This window comes from Komagataeibacter xylinus, from assembly GCF_031081985.1.
In the GTDB taxonomy this organism is placed as follows: Bacteria; Pseudomonadota; Alphaproteobacteria; order Acetobacterales; family Acetobacteraceae; genus Komagataeibacter; species Komagataeibacter xylinus_E.
In genome coordinates, this window is record NZ_JARWSK010000005.1 from 76,893 (window position 1) to 92,421 (window position 15,529).

Below are 15,529 nucleotides of genomic sequence, written 5' to 3' on the forward strand. Positions count from 1 at the left end.
CATCACCAACCTTAACCAAGGTGCTTCTCCTGCGCATTACATATAGAAATTTTATTCCCCAACAAAAAGCAGACACCATGATAGAGAACCGTAAAATAGAAGTAATTTCAGAAAATGGAAATATAGAGAATACAATTCTCGAAATTCCTACACAATACCCATGGTTTATAAATATCATCCATCCACAAAAATGGGCCAGACGGTATGAAGCCCCCGATCTTTTTGCAGCCTTCCAGACCATGCGCCTTGAATTTGAAAAAGCGGGAATACGGTTTCTCTGCATCGGCGCACGCCCCGACATCATGGCGTCGGGCCTGTCCAGAAACATGAGTGGCGGTCGGAAAGTGTACATCATCAGGCATGGGGAACAGGCTGATCGCAGCAATATTGTTGATATATTTGATCATGCCCCGCCCGACAGGACCGGAACGGTGCAGCAGCAACGCGATTTTGCAATGCGCTGGCTGGCATCGGTGACACATCGCCAATGATGTTCCCCGCAAAAACCTCGGCACGCGTCAGGCAGTTTTCGGTGAAGCTTTTTTTCAAAAAGGCGGCACCCCAAAAAATTTATCATTTTTTATCAATGATTTGATTTAAAACAGTTTCTTAAAAAGCCAAAACCACGCCCTCTCTCTGCCCTGTTAACGCCAAAAAAATGGAGCAGGTCCTATCTTCATGCGTTATCGGCGGACAGGCCCCGGCAACGACAGCCACCCGGAACCTGTTCCATGATGTAATATTGATCGAGTGACAGGACCCCCATGAAAAAAACTCTCCTGTGCCTGAGCGTTCTGGGTATGGCCGGATGCGCTGCCAATCCATCGGATGCCAGCGCACATTATATCAATCCCGAACCTTTCATGCGCTACAGTTGCGCCCAACTGGCCGGACTGGACCAGACAGATGCGCAAAACCTCGCCACGGCCAGGGAGCGGCAGCAGGTCAGTCAGTTGAAGGGCGAGCTTGAAGCCGTTCACACCGCCGAGCGCGGCAAGAACTGCGTCGGTCGCTATTCCGCCAGTGATTATGACGCCAGCGGAGCCATTACCACCCCTGCCGGCCGCCTGCCGCCTGGCAGCGATACAGCCTATGGCTACCATGGCGCGGGTGCTGCACTCCCGTCAGCCACAACCCGCCCCCTGCAGACCACGCCGATGGATATCAGCACAGGCACAGGCACAGGCACAGGCACAGGCATCACAACCGGTTCCATGCCCGCACAGGAAGGTCTTTCTGCGCCCAGCATACCCAGCCATGCCCCCACCTACAGCGCGCCGCATTACGTAGTGCCACCCGCGGGCTATACCGCGCCATCCTATTCGGGCAATCCATTCCAGTAACGACCTGCTTTGTGCCGCCGTGCTGCGCCGGGCAGAGGCGGCATGGATTGATCGTAACGCAAACCGATCAATATCGTAGCAGACATATATCCATAAGGCCGTTCATCAGGCATAACGCGTCTGATGAGCACGGCGTTTGAAACCCACACCATACACCAGATTCCACACGACCAGCGCCATGGCCGCGCACGCGACCTGTTCGCGGTCTGGTTCAGCACCAACCTGACCCTGCTCACGGTGGTGACCGGGGCACTCGGGCCGGGGCTGTTCGGCCTGTCGTTTACGTGGTCGGCCATTGCCGTCATACTCGGCAACCTGGCGGGGGCCGTGTTCATGGCGCTGCATGCCGCCCAAGGGCCGATGCTTGGCGTGCCGCAGATGGTGCAGAGCCGGGGGCAGTTCGGCTTTTATGGCGCGGTGCCCATCATCGGCCTCGTCGTGCTCATGTATATCGGCTTCGTGGCCTCGAATTTCGTGGTGGGCGGCGAAGCGCTCCATGCCGCCCTGCCCATGGCCGGGCGGCGTAACGCAATCCTGATCATTGCCGTGCTGAGCCTTGTGCCATGCTGCATGGGCTACCACACCATCCATTCCTGGTCGAAGGTGGTGAGCTGGGTGGCGGGGGCGGTTATCCTGTACTGCCTGTGGCTGGGCTATGAAGCCTTTCCCCCCGGCACGCTACGCGACATGCACGGCTCGGTCGCCGGTTTTTTCAGCACCTTTTCCACCGCGGCGCTATGGCAGATCGCCTATGCGCCCTATGTATCGGATTCATCGCGCTACCTGCCCGCCGATGAAGCCGGTCGCCGCACTGCCTTCCTCACCACCTATATTGGCACTGTCGCGGGCACGGCGCTGCCCATGATACTGGGCTGCATGATGGCCCTGCATGGGCCGGGCGTATCGGTCGCCACCACGCTGGCGCAACTGGCGGGGCGGCAGGCAACGCCGGTCATGATCGTACTTTCGCTTTCCATTGCCCTTGGCAACGCCATGAGCCTGTATGGCGGCGCGCTCTCGGCCATAACGGTGCTCCAGACCTTCATGCCGGACTGGCGGGCCGCTTTGCGCGAACGCCTGCTCGTTACCTGCACGCTGGTGGCAATCGCGCTGGGCATGGCGCTGGGCATGGCCGACAGCTTCATGAAATCCTATGCCGCCTTCCTCGATCTGCTCATGGCCATCATGGTGCCGTGGACCGCCATCAACCTGACCGATTATTACCTCCTGCGCCGGGGGCGTTATGATGTCGCCTCCTTTTTCCGCCGCGATGGCGGGGCCTATGGCTATTGCAACATCCCCGCCCTGTGCGCCTATGGCATTGGCATCGCCATTGAAATACCCTTCATGCAGAACGGGTTTCATACCGGCAGCCTCGCCCGCCGCCTGCATGGGGTGGACATATCATGGGTGGTGGGGCTGCTCGTCACCGCCGCCTTCTATATCCGCGCCACAACCACGCGCAGGCGCACGTAATGGCACCCTCGGGGCGCCGGTTGATGCAAGAAGCATGTCCCGAAGGCTGTACGGGGCTTACGTAACGATAGGGATGAAATTTACGGGTATTGTCTTTTAAAAACGTTCTTTATGGAGGTTTTTAAAAAATTTCCATGCAATATCATTACACAATATACCATATCGTTCCTACAAAGAAATCATTGACGCCTCCCTGAAGTCTGTGTCTGCTTGCAAATGGTTTGATTGCATTGCAGCACGAGCGCGAGGGACACGTTCATGGGTGATCTGTTTTCAAAAGAAGCACGCGAAGACCTGCTGGCACGGGGCTATTCCCGCCGGCAGTTCGGGCGTATTTCCGCCCTGCTCGGACTGGGTTCCGCAGCACTCGCCGCCTCCCCGCTCATCAGCAGCGCTGCTGCGGCCAAGGGCACGCCCGCCAGGGCACCGATAGAAGAAGTGCAGAGCAAGGTTGGCATGGTCCGCCTTGGCAGCAACGAATGCTGGACCGGCCCCTTCCCCGATGCCGCGCAGGCGGGTGCCGCGATGGTGCAGTACGGCAACCGTTACGAGCCCTCCAACCTGCGCGCGCAGTTGATCGAGGCCGTCTCGCAGGTCGAGAAGGTGCCGCAGACCCATATCCTGCCCTGGCCGGGATCAAGCGATCCGCTTTCACGCACGGTCGTCACCTTCTGCTCGCCCACGCGCGGCCTGGTCACGGCCGACCCCACGTTCGAGAACGCCTGGCGCACCGCCGCGTGGCTGGGTGTGAAGGTGACCAAGGTGCCATTGCGGGCGGAAAACAGATATGAAACCGATGTCAGGGCCATGCTGGCGGCTGACCCGAATGCCGGCATCTACTATGTCTGCTCGCCCAACAACCCGACCGGCACCGTCACACCGCTGGCCGATATCAAATGGCTTGTCGCCCACAAGCCTGCAGGCTCGATCGTGCTGGTCGATGAAGCCTATATCCACTTTGCAGGCACCCCGAGTGCCGCGAAACTCGTGGCGGAGAATAAAGATGTTGTTGTGCTGCGCACCTTCTCCAAGCTGTTCGGCATGGCAGGGCTGCGGCTGGGCCTGAGCATGGCGCGGCCTGACCTGCATGCCAAAATGATGCGCTATGACGGCGCCAGCCAGTCAGGCACCCTGTCCATCGTGGCGCTGGCCACCGGCACCGCCAGCCTTACCCAGAGTGCCGCGATTGTCGAACGCCGCAACCAGATGATTGCCGCGCGGGAAGAAACCTTCGCCCACCTGAAAAAACGCGGCCTGACCTACCTGCCCAGCAACGCCAACATGTTCATGGTGGACTGGAAGCAGCCCGCCCAGACCATGCGCGACGCCTTTGCCAGAAGCAAGGTCGATATCGGGCGCAGCTGGCCCATCTGGCCCACCATGTCACGCGTAACGGTTGGCTCGGCGCAGGACATGCAGGCCTTCTGCACGGCTCTTGACCAGATCATGGCCTGACGGTTTTCCGGGCGCCACCTTTTCAGAAGATGGCGCCCTGACCCTTCCCCAAAAACTGCCGTGCCTACATATGTCCCTGCACAAGGCCCGCAATCCCAGGCGTAATGGCCTGAAGCAAGTCACCCGCCGGCTGCGGGCTGGTGCGCACCGCCAGCATTGATGCCGAGGCCGCGAACTGGGCCTGCGCTGTCTGTAACACTGCATCCACCTGCGCCTGATGCGCCGCCAGCGTGCCATCGAGCGCGTACAGCCCCACGCAGGCCAGTTCCGCCAACTGCCCCGATGCAGGCAGGGCTTCGCGCAGGGCCGGGTGGGTGGCCACGACCGGGCGCAGGCGCGTATCGTTATCACGCCAGGTTTCCAGCCGGGCGCGCAGGCTTGCGGCAAGGTCACGCTGGCCGCCCACATAGGCCGCGACATCGCGCGTGAAGGCCGCAGCCTGAAAACTGTCAGGCGCGACAATATCAGCCACCCGGTCCAGCGCGGGCGGGGTGGATGAGGCCGTCACATGGCCCGGGCCAAAAACATGGTTGAGCGCGTAATTGCGCACCGGGGTGGTCACGGCCAGCAGGGTGGCAAGCGGGGCGATCCCGTCAGGGGCAAGCCGTGCCATCATGCGGTGGCGATCGGCTGCGGCGCGGTTGCCCAGCACTTCGAGTTCAGCCTGCACCACGGGCAGGCGGCGGGCGAGTGCATCCTCATCACGCACTGCGGCAGGCGACCAGAAGCGCTCGGCCAGGGCTGCCGCGCGCGGCCACAGGCGGGCATCAAGCATCTCCTCGCTCACGATTTCGGTCCATAACGCCACCTCCGCCCCCAGCACCAGCCCGTCCTGCGCCGTGGTCATCGAGGCGGCGGGGTCAAGGGCAAAGGGCACAAGGGCCGGCGCATGGGCTGCGGCGACCTGATCGGGCGGCAGGCCATTGCCCACCGGGTCCAGCGGGTCAACACGGTAATGATCGGCCGCAGGCAGCAGCAGATCCAGGTAATACCCAGCCGAGACCACGACCGGATGCCCCGCCGCCGTGGCCTGCGCCGTATAGCGCGAGCCACGCCACGGCTCGATCACGATGCCGGGGGGCGCTGGCGCATCAAGCAGTTCATCCCAGCCCATCATGGTCTTGCCCTCATGCGCAACGATGGCCTGCACCCGGCGGGTAAAGGCCGCCTGCAGGGCCGTGGCGCTGGCATAGCCATGCTGCTGCATGTAGGCGCTGATGCGGGGGTTGGCCGTCCATTCATCAGGCCGCACCTCATCGCCACCCACATGGAAATAGGCATCGGGGAACAGGCCCGCCATTTCATGATAGAGGCGGGCCAGGAATACGTAAGTATCAGGGTTTGTGGGGTCGAATGCGGCGCGTACCGCCCGTTTGGGGTCAAGCGGGGCTGTAACAGGCTGGGCTGCATATTGCGGATAGGCCAGCAGCATGGCGTAGCTGTGGCCCGGCGCATCGAATTCCGGCACGATGCGGATGCCGCGATCAGCAGCAAGGGCCACAAGGTCGCGCACCTGCTGCTGGGTATAGTACTCGCCGTGTGACGCCACCTGCTGCAGGCGCGGATAGACCCTGCTTTCCACCCGGAAGCCCTGCCCGTCAGACAAGTGCAGGTGCAGCACGTTGAGCTTGGTCAGTTCCATCATGTCCAGTTGCCGCTCAAGCGCGGCAACCGACATGAAATGACGGCTGACATCCACCAGCATGCCGCGCCATGCAAAACGCGGGCTGTCATCAATCTCGGCCCCATCCAGCACGGGACCTGCCTCACCGGGTTCGATGAGTTGCAGCAGCGTGGCCAGCCCGCGCAGCACGCCCGCCGGGCCATCAGCCACCAGTGTTGCGCCATCAGCCCCCGTGCGGAGCTGGTAGTGCTCGCGCATGTGAACCGACAGCATATCCGGGTCGGCATGCTGGCAGTTGATGCGCAGCACCAGCCCCTCAGGCGCACCCGCCACCGCCGGGCGCGCGCTCAGGGCGGCCACGCGCTGCCCGAAACGCGCCACCGCGTGCTCCAGCAGGGGCGAGCGCACGCCCTGCCACTGCACCCGCACCCCGCCCGCAAGCGGCAGAGCGCTACCCTTGGGCTGGTACTGCACGGGCTGCGGCATCAGGGCCGGGGCGGCCAGAACGGGCGGGCAGGCCGCCCCTACGCAGAGCATGGCCAGGGCAAGGGAGCGAAAACGATGGGGAAAAGGCATGATGGACATAATTCCGTTAAAGGCGCCGCCCATGGTGCCCCATCATGCAGCGCGACCCAACCCCCGCGCGCGCCGCCATGCCACCAGCGCAAAAAGGCCGATCACCCCATAACCGGGCATGACCAGCCCCATGAAGGCGGGTTTCATGCCCCATGTTCCCTGCAACATGGCAAAACACTGCGGCATGACAGCGCCACCGCAAAACGCCATGACCAGCAGCGCATTCGCCCGCTGCCGCCACGCCCCCGCCATGTGCAGCACCAGCGGAAACAGGATTGGCATCATCATGGCATTGGCCACCCCCAGCAGGGCGATGCACAGTACCGAGCCCATGCCGTGGGCCACGATGGCGCCGGCGCACGACGCGCCGCCCACAAGCGCGGACAGGGCCAGATAGGGCGCGGGCCGGATCACGGCAGGCACCATGAAACTGCCCAGCACATACCCGCCCAGCATGCCCGCAAGCGTGAACGCGGTAAGAAACCGCGTCTGCCCGACCGAAAGCCCCATGCCGCGCGCATAAAGGCCAATGCCATCGCCCGCCATAACCTCCACCCCCACATATACGAACACCACGGCAATCCCGAGCCAGGCCATGCCCGCCATGCGCCCCGTGGGCGGGGCGGCATCCCGGCAGGCCAGACGCAGATCGGGCAGGCCCGCATGCCGCAGGCCCAGCGCCACAAGCAGCAGCACAATCGCCATGCCCCGGTAGGGCAGCACCACCGCATGGGCGAAACCGGCCAGAACCTGCGCGTGCATGCGGGCATTGCCGCCTGCCGCAAGGCGGCCCACCACGCCGCCGATATCATGCATGACCAAGAGAGAAAATATTATAGGTGCGATAATTCCAGAAAGCTTGTTGGCAATGCCCATCCATGCAATGCGCCGCGCCGCCTGTGCCGGAGGGCCGAGCAGCGTGACATACGGGTTGACCGCCACCTGCAGCAGCGTCAGCCCCGCGCCCAGCACCGACAGGCCCGCAAGCGCGCCAGCATACCAGCCGCGCCCCACGCATTCGCCAAACCCCAGCGTGCCCGCCGCCATGACACCAAGCGCCAGCCTGATGCCACCACGCAGCCCCGTGCGCCGCGCAAGCGCCATGGCGGGAAACGCGCAGAAAAGATAGGCGAGGTAAAAACACATCGGCACCAGAAACGCGCCCACCGGCCCCACGCCAAAGGCAACCTGCACGAACGTGATCAGTGGCCCGTTGAGCCATGTGACAAACCCGATGATGAAAAACAGCCCGGCCATGACCAGCAATGGCCGCGTGCCATAAGCCTCGCCTGGCCCGGTTCCCCCGCCATGGCTTGAATTTGCTTTATCCATGCATTTCCCCCCGCTGCCCATTCCTATCGTCGCCGCGCAAGGGCAGGACACCACCACCCCATCATACCGATATCGTAATATAGGCAACAAAAAAGCGGCAATCTTCCGCCCCCTGCCCCGAACTGCTATGGCTGGGCCACCCCAACAGGATTACAGGTCTGTCACGCCATGCGCCTGCGCTCCCCCTGGCAGCCGCGCCTGCCCGCAGGTGACGGCCCGCCCGCCGAAAGACTGGCCGATGCGCTGGCCGGTGACATACTTGGCGGCAGGCTGCAATCTGGCGACCGCCTGCCCGCGCACCGCCCGCTGGCGTGGCAGCTTGGCATCGGCATTGGCAGCGTCACGCGCGCTTACGCCACGCTGGAGCGGCGCGGGCTGGTGCGCAGCGTGCGCGGGCGGGGCACCTTTGTCGCTGCCAGCCCCAACGGCACGGCGCAGATGCTCGACCTTTCGGCCAACATGCCGCCGCCCATGTTCAGCGACCGGGCCCTTGCCCGCACGCTAAGCCGTCTTGCCCGCACGGTCGATCCGGCGCTGTTCAATGTCTATCCGCCCGTGGCGGGCCATATCGAACACCGGCGCATCATGGCGCACTGGCTGGCCGAACTTGGCGTGGCGTTATCACCCGAGCAGCTTCTGCTGACCAGCGGGGCGCAGCAGGCCCTTGGCGTGGCCCTTGCCAGCGCGCGCAAAAGCGCCCCCGTCATGCTGACCGAGGCCCTGACCTATCCCGGCATGCTCACCCTCGCCCGCCAGGCAGGCATGCCGGTGCAAGGCCTTGCAATGGACACGCAGGGCCTGCTGCCCGAAGCCCTCGCCCACGCCCTGGCCCAGCATGCCCCGCAGCGCTGCGTGCTCTATGTCACGCCCACCATGCACAACCCCACCACCGCCACCATGGGCACGGAGCGCAGGCAGGAGATCGCCCGCCTGTGCAGCCGCCATGATGCGCTGATTATTGAAGATGATGTCTATGACTGCGTGCCTGACGCGGCCCTGGCCCCGCTGGTTACGCTGGCGCCGGAGCGGACCTTTTATGTCAGCAGCCTGTCAAAGACCCTCAGCCCTGGCCTGCGCATTGGCGCACTCGCGCCGCCGCAGGGTTACATGCAGGCGGCCCGTGACGCGCTGCTCAGCGCCTCGCTCATGATCGCACCACTCTCCTATGCCATGATGGCGCAGTGGATGCTTGATGGCACGGCCGCCTCCGTGCGGCAGTCGCTGCGTGGCGAGGCAGGGCGACGCCGCGCGCTGGCGCAGTCCGTGCTTGGCCCGCACCTTGCGCCACCACCCTATGACGCCTTTCATGCATGGATGCCCATGAAGCTGGCCCGCGCGCAGCATTTGGGGGCGGAGGCGGCGAAACAAGGCGTTAAAGTCACCCTGCCCCAGCCCTTCATGGCCTGCCTGGACGCAGCGCCCGATGCGCCCGCAGGCATTCGCCTGTGCCTTGGCCCGACACCCCTGCCCGACCTGCGCGAAGCCCTGCACCGGCTGCGCCATGTGCTTGATGGCATGGACAATAGTGTCACGTGACACTTTCTTCGTGGCAGGAAAGTGTCACACCCCCCTATGCTCGCCACACCATAAACTCCATCTGGCGAGGATAGTGTCATGACAGCGCAGCCCATCACGGTCATTGCAACACTCCGCGTCCTGCCGGGGCACGAAACGGCAGCGCTTGAGGCCATCCGCCAGTGCGTGGCGCTGTCACGGCAGGAAGCCACCAACCTGTCCTACCAGTGCCACCGTGACATCAACGACCCCGCCGTTTTTGTGTTCGTCGAACGCTGGGCCAGCCCTGAAGCACTGGCCGCCCATGAAGAAACACCGCACTTTCAGGCCATGAAGGCCGTGTTCACCACGGCACTGGCCGCCCCGCTTGAGGTACACATCACCCGTGAACTCTGAGGCCACATCGCTACGCCATCTTGGCCGCCTCGCCATGGCGCTGTTCCTGGCCTACATGGCCGTGGCCCTGCCGCTGGCCGCCATTCCGGTGGCCGTGCTGCACTGGCCGGGTTACGGCAACGGGCTGGCAGGGCTTGCCGTGGGCATTGCCTTCTTTTCCACCATTCTCAGCCGCAACCATGCAGGCCAGATGGCGGATACGAAAGGCGGCAGGCCGTGCATGCGCACGGGGCTGATGGTGTATGTGGCGGCCAGCCTGATCTGCGCCCTCGCCGCCCTGCCCGGCCTGAGCAATGGTTCGCGCTATGCCATCCTGATCATGGGCAGGCTCCTGCTGGGCGTGGGCGAAAGCCTGACCATTGTGGGCATGCTGGGCTGGGGCATCGGTCTGGTGGGGCAGCCACGCGCGGGCCGCGTGCTGGCCTGGACGGGGGCGGCCATGTACGGCGCCTTTGCCGTGGGCGGCCCGATCGGGCTGGCGCTGTACCAGCAGGCGGGGCTGGGGGTACTCATGGGTGTATCCGCCCTGCTGCCGCTGGTGGGGCTGGCATTAGTGCAGACCATCCCCGCCACCCTGACGCATTCGGGTGGCAGGCCGCCATTCTGGCAGGTGCTGGGCACCATCCGCTGGCAGGGCATGGCGGTTGCCCTTCAGGGCGTGGGCTTTGCCGCGCTGGGCGCGTTCCTGCCGCTGCGCTTCATCCACGCCCACTGGCCCGGCGCCGGGCTGGGGCTGACCTGTTTCGGTGTGGCCTTCGTGGCCGGACGCTTTGTGTGCGGGCACCTGCCTGACCGGATTGGCGGGCTGCGGGTGGCGCTGCTCTCGCTGGTGGTCGAGGCGGCAGGCCAATACCTTCTGTGGGTCGCCCCCTCGCCCGTGCTGGCGCTGGCGGGCGCGTTGCTGACCGGGGCGGGGTGCTCCATGGTGTTCCCCGCCCTTGGGGTTGAGGTGGTGCGGCTGGTAGCACCCGCCATGCGGGCCACGGCACTGGGCGGGTTCGCGGCATTTCAGGACCTGGCCTATGGCGCCACCGGCCCGCTGGCGGGGCTGCTGGCCGACCGGTGTGGCTACGCGGTCGTGTTCGGGCTGGGCGGGGCCTGCGCCACGCTGGGCGCGGGCATCGTGCTTGCCCTGCTGACCCGCCAGCGCGGAGGCATGACATGAATTCAGGCCATGTTTACATTCTGGGCACCTGCGACACCAAGCAGGCCGAACTGACCTATCTGCGCCAGACCCTGCGCGAGAGCGGAATGGCCGCGCTGATTGTCGATATCGGCACGCGGCAAGCCGGGCGAGAGGCCGATATCAGTGCCCGCGCGGTCGCCCGCTGCCACCCGAAGGGAGAAGATTACGTTTTCTGTGGCGACCGGGGGCGGGCGATTGCGGCAATGGCGGAAGCGCTGCGCGTGTTCTTGCAAACGCGCACCGACATGCGCGGCGTGCTGGCCATTGGCGGCTCGGGCGGCACGGCACTGGTAGCCCCCGCCCTGCAGGCTCTACCCATTGGCCTGCCCAAGCTGGTGGTCTCGACCGTGGCTTCGGGCAATACCGCGCCCTATGTGGGGGGCGCCGACATCGCCATGCTCTATCCGGTCACGGACATGGAGGGGCTCAACCGCATCTCACGCGTGGTGCTGGGCAATGCGGCCCACGCCATGGCGGGTATGGCGCGCACGCCCTGCCACGCTGCGCCCGACCCGCGCCCCGCCATCGGCCTGACCATGTTTGGCGTGACAACGCCATGCGTGGAGCAGGTCGTTCACCAGCTTTCCGGCCGGTTTGACTGCCTGGTGTTCCACGCCACCGGCACCGGCGGCCGCGCCATGGAGCGGCTGGCCGATGACGGGATGATCAGCGGCTTCATCGACACGACGCTGACCGAGTTCTGCGATTACGTGGCAGGCGGCATCTTTGCGTGCGATGCCGACCGGCTTGGCGCGGTCATCCGCACCGGCCTGCCTTACGTGGGCAGTTGCGGCGGGCTGGACATGGTCAATTTCGGCGCCCGCACCAGCGTGCCCGCCCACTACAAAGATCGCGTGTTTGTGGAGCACAACCCCCAGATCACGCTGATGCGCACGAATGCAGCCGAATGCAGGGCGATGGGCCACATGATTGGCCACCAGCTCAATCGCTGCATGGGCGAAGTGCGCTTTCTCTACCCCGAGGGCGGGTTTTCCGTGCTCGACCAGCCCGGCGGCCCGTTTCATGACCCTGCAGCCGATGAAGCCTTTTATGCAGCGCTGGCCGAGACACTGGAGCAGACCCCACGCCGCAGGCTCATCCGCCTTCCCCATGCGATCAATGACCCGGCCTTTGCCGCGGCGCTGGCGCATGAATTTTTGCATCTTTATGGAGACCAGCCCTGATGCCCCGTATTCCCCGTAGTGAAATCCTTGCCCGCTTCCGCAGCATGATCGCTGCGCGCACGCCCATCGTGGGTGGCGGCGCGGGCACCGGCCTGTCCGCCAAATGCGAGGCGGCGGGTGGCATCGACCTTATCGTCATCTACAATTCCGGGCGGTACCGCATGGCGGGCCGTGGCTCGCTGGCGGGCCTGCTGGCCTATGGCAACGCCAACCAGATCGTGATGGACATGGCGCGCGAGGTGCTGCCCGTGGTGCCCACCACCCCCGTGCTGGCCGGGGTGAATGGCACTGATCCGTTCGTTGATTTTGACGTGTTTCTTGATGACGTGAAGCGGGTCGGGTTTTCGGGCATCCAGAACTTTCCCACCGTGGGGCTGATTGACGGCAATTTCCGCAAGAACCTTGAGGAAACCGGCATGAGCTACAGCCTTGAGGTGGATATGGTGGCCCGCGCCCACAAAAAAGACCTGCTGACCACGCCCTATGTGTTCGACCCCGCCCAGGCGGTGGACATGGCCAAAGCGGGTGCTGACGTGCTGGTGGCCCATATGGGGCTGACCACGGGCGGCGCAATCGGCGCGGAAACGGCGCTGACGCTGGATGACTGCATTACCCAGATCAACGCGATCATTGACGCCGCGCGCAGCGTGCGCCCCGACATCATCACGCTGTGCCATGGCGGGCCGATCGCCATGCCTGCCGATGCGCAAAAAGTGCTCGCCGCCTGCCCGGACTGCCACGGCTTTTATGGCGCATCGAGCATGGAGCGCCTGCCGGTTGAAGTCGCGCTGACCGAACAGACCCGCAACTTCAAGGCCCTGACGCGCTAAGCACAAAACGGATGCTGCCTTTTTTTCGAAAAGGCGGCATTCTTCTGAAGCTTTTTGAAAAAAGCTTCACCAAAAACTTTTATCCGTTTTCAGGTGGCCCCACGGTCCATGGCTGCTGCTCGATTGCAGGGGGATCATTTGCCGGGCCGCACAGGGCATGGGCAAAAGCGTGCCGCACCCGCCCGTGGCGCAGGGGCAGCACCACTGTTGCCGGTGTCATGCACGCGCCGGGATCAAACACATTGCCAGAGACCCAGCGCAGGGCGGTTTTCATCTGCCCACCCGCGGGCAGCACCATGGCAGGCACGGGCACGGCCTGCCGCCATGTTACGGCAACACGGTGGTGGTGCACATTCTCGAACAAAAGCGGTCCCATCCCCGCAACCGAGCAGGCGCGCACGCCGGTGTTGCGCACGATAACCCATGTGCCGCTGTGCATCATGCCATTGAACGTGCCCTGCCCGTCATCAAGGCTTACTGCCATCTGCAGCACCTTGCAGGCGGGCACTGGCGTGGCCCGCGCCTGAAGCGGTAGGCCCCCTAACGTGAGGGCCAGCAGCCCTGCCATCCTGCCTTTCATGGCCCGGCCCGCACTGGACCAGTGGGCGTTACGTCAAAATGCACCACGTGTCCGGTGGTAGGATCAAGGTGGCACGCCCACGAAAAACCGATCCACTCAAGGCCATTCCCCGCCCGCAGGAACTGCCCGCGCCCCGAGACCAGCGCAGCACTGGCCACGACCTGGCTGCCCGGCCCCGCATCCTGCAGGAAAAAGCGGTGCGGCTGGCTGCCCATGCGCACCAGTACCCCGCGCGCCGCATTCTGGCACAGGAAGGTGGTCATCTGCCACGCCATGTCCTGCCCCTGCACGGCATGGCGCGTGGCGGGATCGGCAATGTGGCTGATCTGCCGGTCGATGATCCGCTTTTCAGCGACGGAGGGGCCAGCAAGGACTGGCGCGCCACAGGCAGGCCGCAGCATGGCCAGCAGGCCAAGCCCTGCGCACAGGCCGCGCATAATGTTCATGTTTCTGGTTTCCCCATGCGGGCCTGCCGCAGCGCCATGCCAATCATGCTGCCCGCCCCATGCCGCTTGGGCACGGCCACGCGCTGCGACAGGTAGATGCCCGAATGGCCCGAGCACATATAGGCCACGAAACAGCCCGTGGCGAAATAGACGATATCGGCCGTGCCAAACAGTTCCACCCCCATGAGCGTGCAGGCCAGCGGCGTATTGGCGGCCCCTGCAAACACCGCGACAAACCCCACCCCTGCCAGCAGGTCCGGCGGAGCATGCAGCAGGGGGGCCAGCGCATTGCCCAGTCCCGCGCCGATGAAAAATAGCGGGGTCACCTCGCCACCCTTGAAGCCCGCCGCCAGCACAACCACCGTAAAGACCAGCTTCCACGCCCATGCCAGCGGGTAATGCCCACTGCCAAAGAAATCGCTAATGGACGCTCCGCCCGCCTCGGGTGCGATAATGCCCAGCCCCAGATAGTCATGCGAGCCGCACAGCCACACCAGCGCTATGGTCGCAATCCCGCCCAGTGCGGGCCGCAGCCACGCAATCGGGCAGACCTGCCGCAGGCGGGCTGCCAGCCGGTGCACTGATTCCGCAAAGACGAGGCTGGCCAGCCCGAAGGCAACCGCCGCCACCATGACCTTGCCCAAGAGCAGCAGGTCGGCATGAAAAAAATGTCCATCCGCCCCCGCATAGCCCTGAAAGGCCAGATGATAGGGCACATGCTCCATGCCCCAGGCATGGCATGTCCAGTCCGCCATGATGGCGCTTACGGCCACGGGCACCAGGGCATCGTAGTCAATGCGGCCAACCCGGATCACTTCCATGCCGAACACCGCCCCCGCCACCGGCGTGCCGAACACGGCGGAAAACCCCGCCGCGATGCCCGACATGAGCAGGACCCGGATTTCGTAAGGGTTGGTCAGGCGCCACACGCGCCCCACCGTGCTGGCAATGCTGCCACCCATCTGCACCGCCGTGCCCTCACGCCCCACCGATGCCCCGAACAGGTGGCTGACCACCGTGCCGATCAGCACCAGCGGCGCCATGCGCAGGGGCACACCACCACCGGGCTCGTGAATCTGGTCCACGATCAGGTTATTGCCGCCCTCGGCACAGCGACCCCAGACGGAATAAAGCAGCCCCACGGCAACGCCTGCCACCGGCAGGCCGTAAAGCAGCCACGGGTGCAGCAGGCGTGTCTGCGCCGCCCGGTCGAGCAGCCACAGGAACAGGGCGCACAACGTGCCCACGCAGGCCGCCATGGGCAGCAGCAGGCTGGCCCATTTGAGCAGCCCCCCCGACTGGCGGGCCACGGCCCGCGCAAGTGCAACAATATTCATGATATTTCGGTCAATCCGGCATTCAGGATGGAACAGCAGGCCAGACTTGGCTGGCGGTGGATCATGGCTGTACGATGCGCTACACGGACTCCTCCCCTTGTTGCCATAAAGGCAGTGGGCAGGAATCATCAGCGCCCTTGCGGGCAGCGGTTCGACCAGCATGGTCCGGCAGAATCCATTGCCGTGTCTGTTTAAAAAAGCCTGTATCGCCGTAAGGGTCAACCAGACAGATGCGTGACACACGCACGA

The 15,529-nt window shown here is 64.3% G+C and carries 13 protein-coding genes, 1 pseudogene and 1 riboswitch; of the genes and pseudogenes, 9 read left to right on the forward strand and 5 right to left on the reverse strand.

Features of this window, described 5'->3' with window-relative positions:
- The first annotated feature begins 77 nt into the window (after positions 1-77).
- From QEG70_RS10725 to QEG70_RS10740, 4 genes are all read left to right on the forward strand, one after another.
- Entirely contained in the window at positions 78-491 is a 414-nt protein-coding gene (locus QEG70_RS10725) for a hypothetical protein (RefSeq protein ID WP_308720649.1), read from the forward strand.
- A gap of 273 nt (positions 492-764) precedes the next feature.
- Entirely contained in the window at positions 765-1,343 is a 579-nt protein-coding gene (locus tag QEG70_RS10730; protein WP_308720650.1) for a hypothetical protein, read from the forward strand.
- Between the two features lie 123 nt (positions 1,344-1,466).
- Positions 1,467-2,819, forward strand: coding sequence for a purine-cytosine permease family protein (locus QEG70_RS10735; RefSeq protein WP_308720651.1), 1,353 nt, complete (start codon positions 1,467-1,469; stop codon positions 2,817-2,819).
- Between the two features lie 258 nt (positions 2,820-3,077).
- A complete protein-coding gene (locus tag QEG70_RS10740; protein WP_308720652.1) occupies positions 3,078-4,274 on the forward strand; it encodes a pyridoxal phosphate-dependent aminotransferase in 1,197 nt (398 codons plus the stop codon).
- A 64-nt stretch (positions 4,275-4,338) separates the two neighbouring features.
- On the opposite strand, the gene QEG70_RS10745 is transcribed toward QEG70_RS10740, so the two are convergent.
- Both QEG70_RS10745 and QEG70_RS10750 read right to left on the reverse strand, forming a co-directional pair.
- Positions 4,339-6,474 (reverse strand): beta-N-acetylhexosaminidase, encoded by a 2,136-nt coding sequence (locus QEG70_RS10745; protein WP_308720653.1) that lies wholly within the window; start codon positions 6,472-6,474, stop codon positions 4,339-4,341.
- 42 nt (positions 6,475-6,516) lie between these two features.
- The gene (locus tag QEG70_RS10750; RefSeq protein ID WP_308720654.1) at positions 6,517-7,806 is read right to left on the reverse strand and encodes an MFS transporter; all 1,290 of its coding nucleotides are present in this window, start codon (positions 7,804-7,806) and stop codon (positions 6,517-6,519) included.
- A gap of 168 nt (positions 7,807-7,974) precedes the next feature.
- On the opposite strand from QEG70_RS10750, the gene QEG70_RS10755 reads away from it, so the two are divergent.
- From QEG70_RS10755 to QEG70_RS10775, 5 genes and pseudogenes are all read left to right on the forward strand, one after another.
- Positions 7,975-9,342 (forward strand): aminotransferase-like domain-containing protein, encoded by a 1,368-nt coding sequence (locus tag QEG70_RS10755; RefSeq protein WP_308720655.1) that lies wholly within the window; start codon positions 7,975-7,977, stop codon positions 9,340-9,342.
- Between the two features lie 78 nt (positions 9,343-9,420).
- The gene (locus QEG70_RS10760) at positions 9,421-9,717 is read left to right on the forward strand and encodes a putative quinol monooxygenase (protein ID WP_308720656.1); all 297 of its coding nucleotides are present in this window, start codon (positions 9,421-9,423) and stop codon (positions 9,715-9,717) included.
- 34 nt (positions 9,718-9,751) lie between these two features.
- Entirely contained in the window at positions 9,752-10,882 is a 1,131-nt protein-coding gene (locus QEG70_RS10765; RefSeq protein ID WP_374762593.1) for an arabinose transporter, read from the forward strand.
- Positions 10,879-12,106, forward strand: a pseudogene (locus tag QEG70_RS10770) (Tm-1-like ATP-binding domain-containing protein). The gene QEG70_RS10765 and the pseudogene QEG70_RS10770 overlap by 4 nt, the downstream one beginning before the upstream one ends.
- Positions 12,087-12,917: a phosphoenolpyruvate hydrolase family protein gene (locus QEG70_RS10775; RefSeq protein WP_308720659.1), complete on the forward strand. Its 831-nt coding sequence runs from the start codon at positions 12,087-12,089 to the stop codon at positions 12,915-12,917. Before QEG70_RS10770 ends, QEG70_RS10775 begins: the two are co-directional and overlap by 20 nt.
- A 79-nt stretch (positions 12,918-12,996) precedes the next feature.
- On the opposite strand, the gene QEG70_RS10780 is transcribed toward QEG70_RS10775, so the two are convergent.
- Genes QEG70_RS10780 through QEG70_RS10790 form a run of 3 tightly spaced genes read right to left on the reverse strand, consistent with a single transcriptional unit; the run spans position 12,997 to position 15,280 of the window.
- Positions 12,997-13,485, reverse strand: a complete 489-nt coding sequence (locus QEG70_RS10780; RefSeq protein ID WP_374762594.1) for a DUF4232 domain-containing protein — start codon at positions 13,483-13,485, stop codon at positions 12,997-12,999.
- Positions 13,486-13,493: 8 nt separating this feature from the next.
- Positions 13,494-13,943: a hypothetical protein gene (locus QEG70_RS10785; RefSeq protein WP_308720661.1), complete on the reverse strand. Its 450-nt coding sequence runs from the start codon at positions 13,941-13,943 to the stop codon at positions 13,494-13,496.
- A complete protein-coding gene (locus QEG70_RS10790) occupies positions 13,940-15,280 on the reverse strand; it encodes a voltage-gated chloride channel family protein (RefSeq protein ID WP_308720662.1) in 1,341 nt (446 codons plus the stop codon). The genes QEG70_RS10785 and QEG70_RS10790 overlap by 4 nt, the downstream gene beginning before the upstream one ends.
- A 112-nt stretch (positions 15,281-15,392) precedes the next feature.
- A riboswitch (Fluoride riboswitch) is annotated at positions 15,393-15,472 on the reverse strand.
- Between the last annotated feature and the right edge of the window lie 57 nt (positions 15,473-15,529).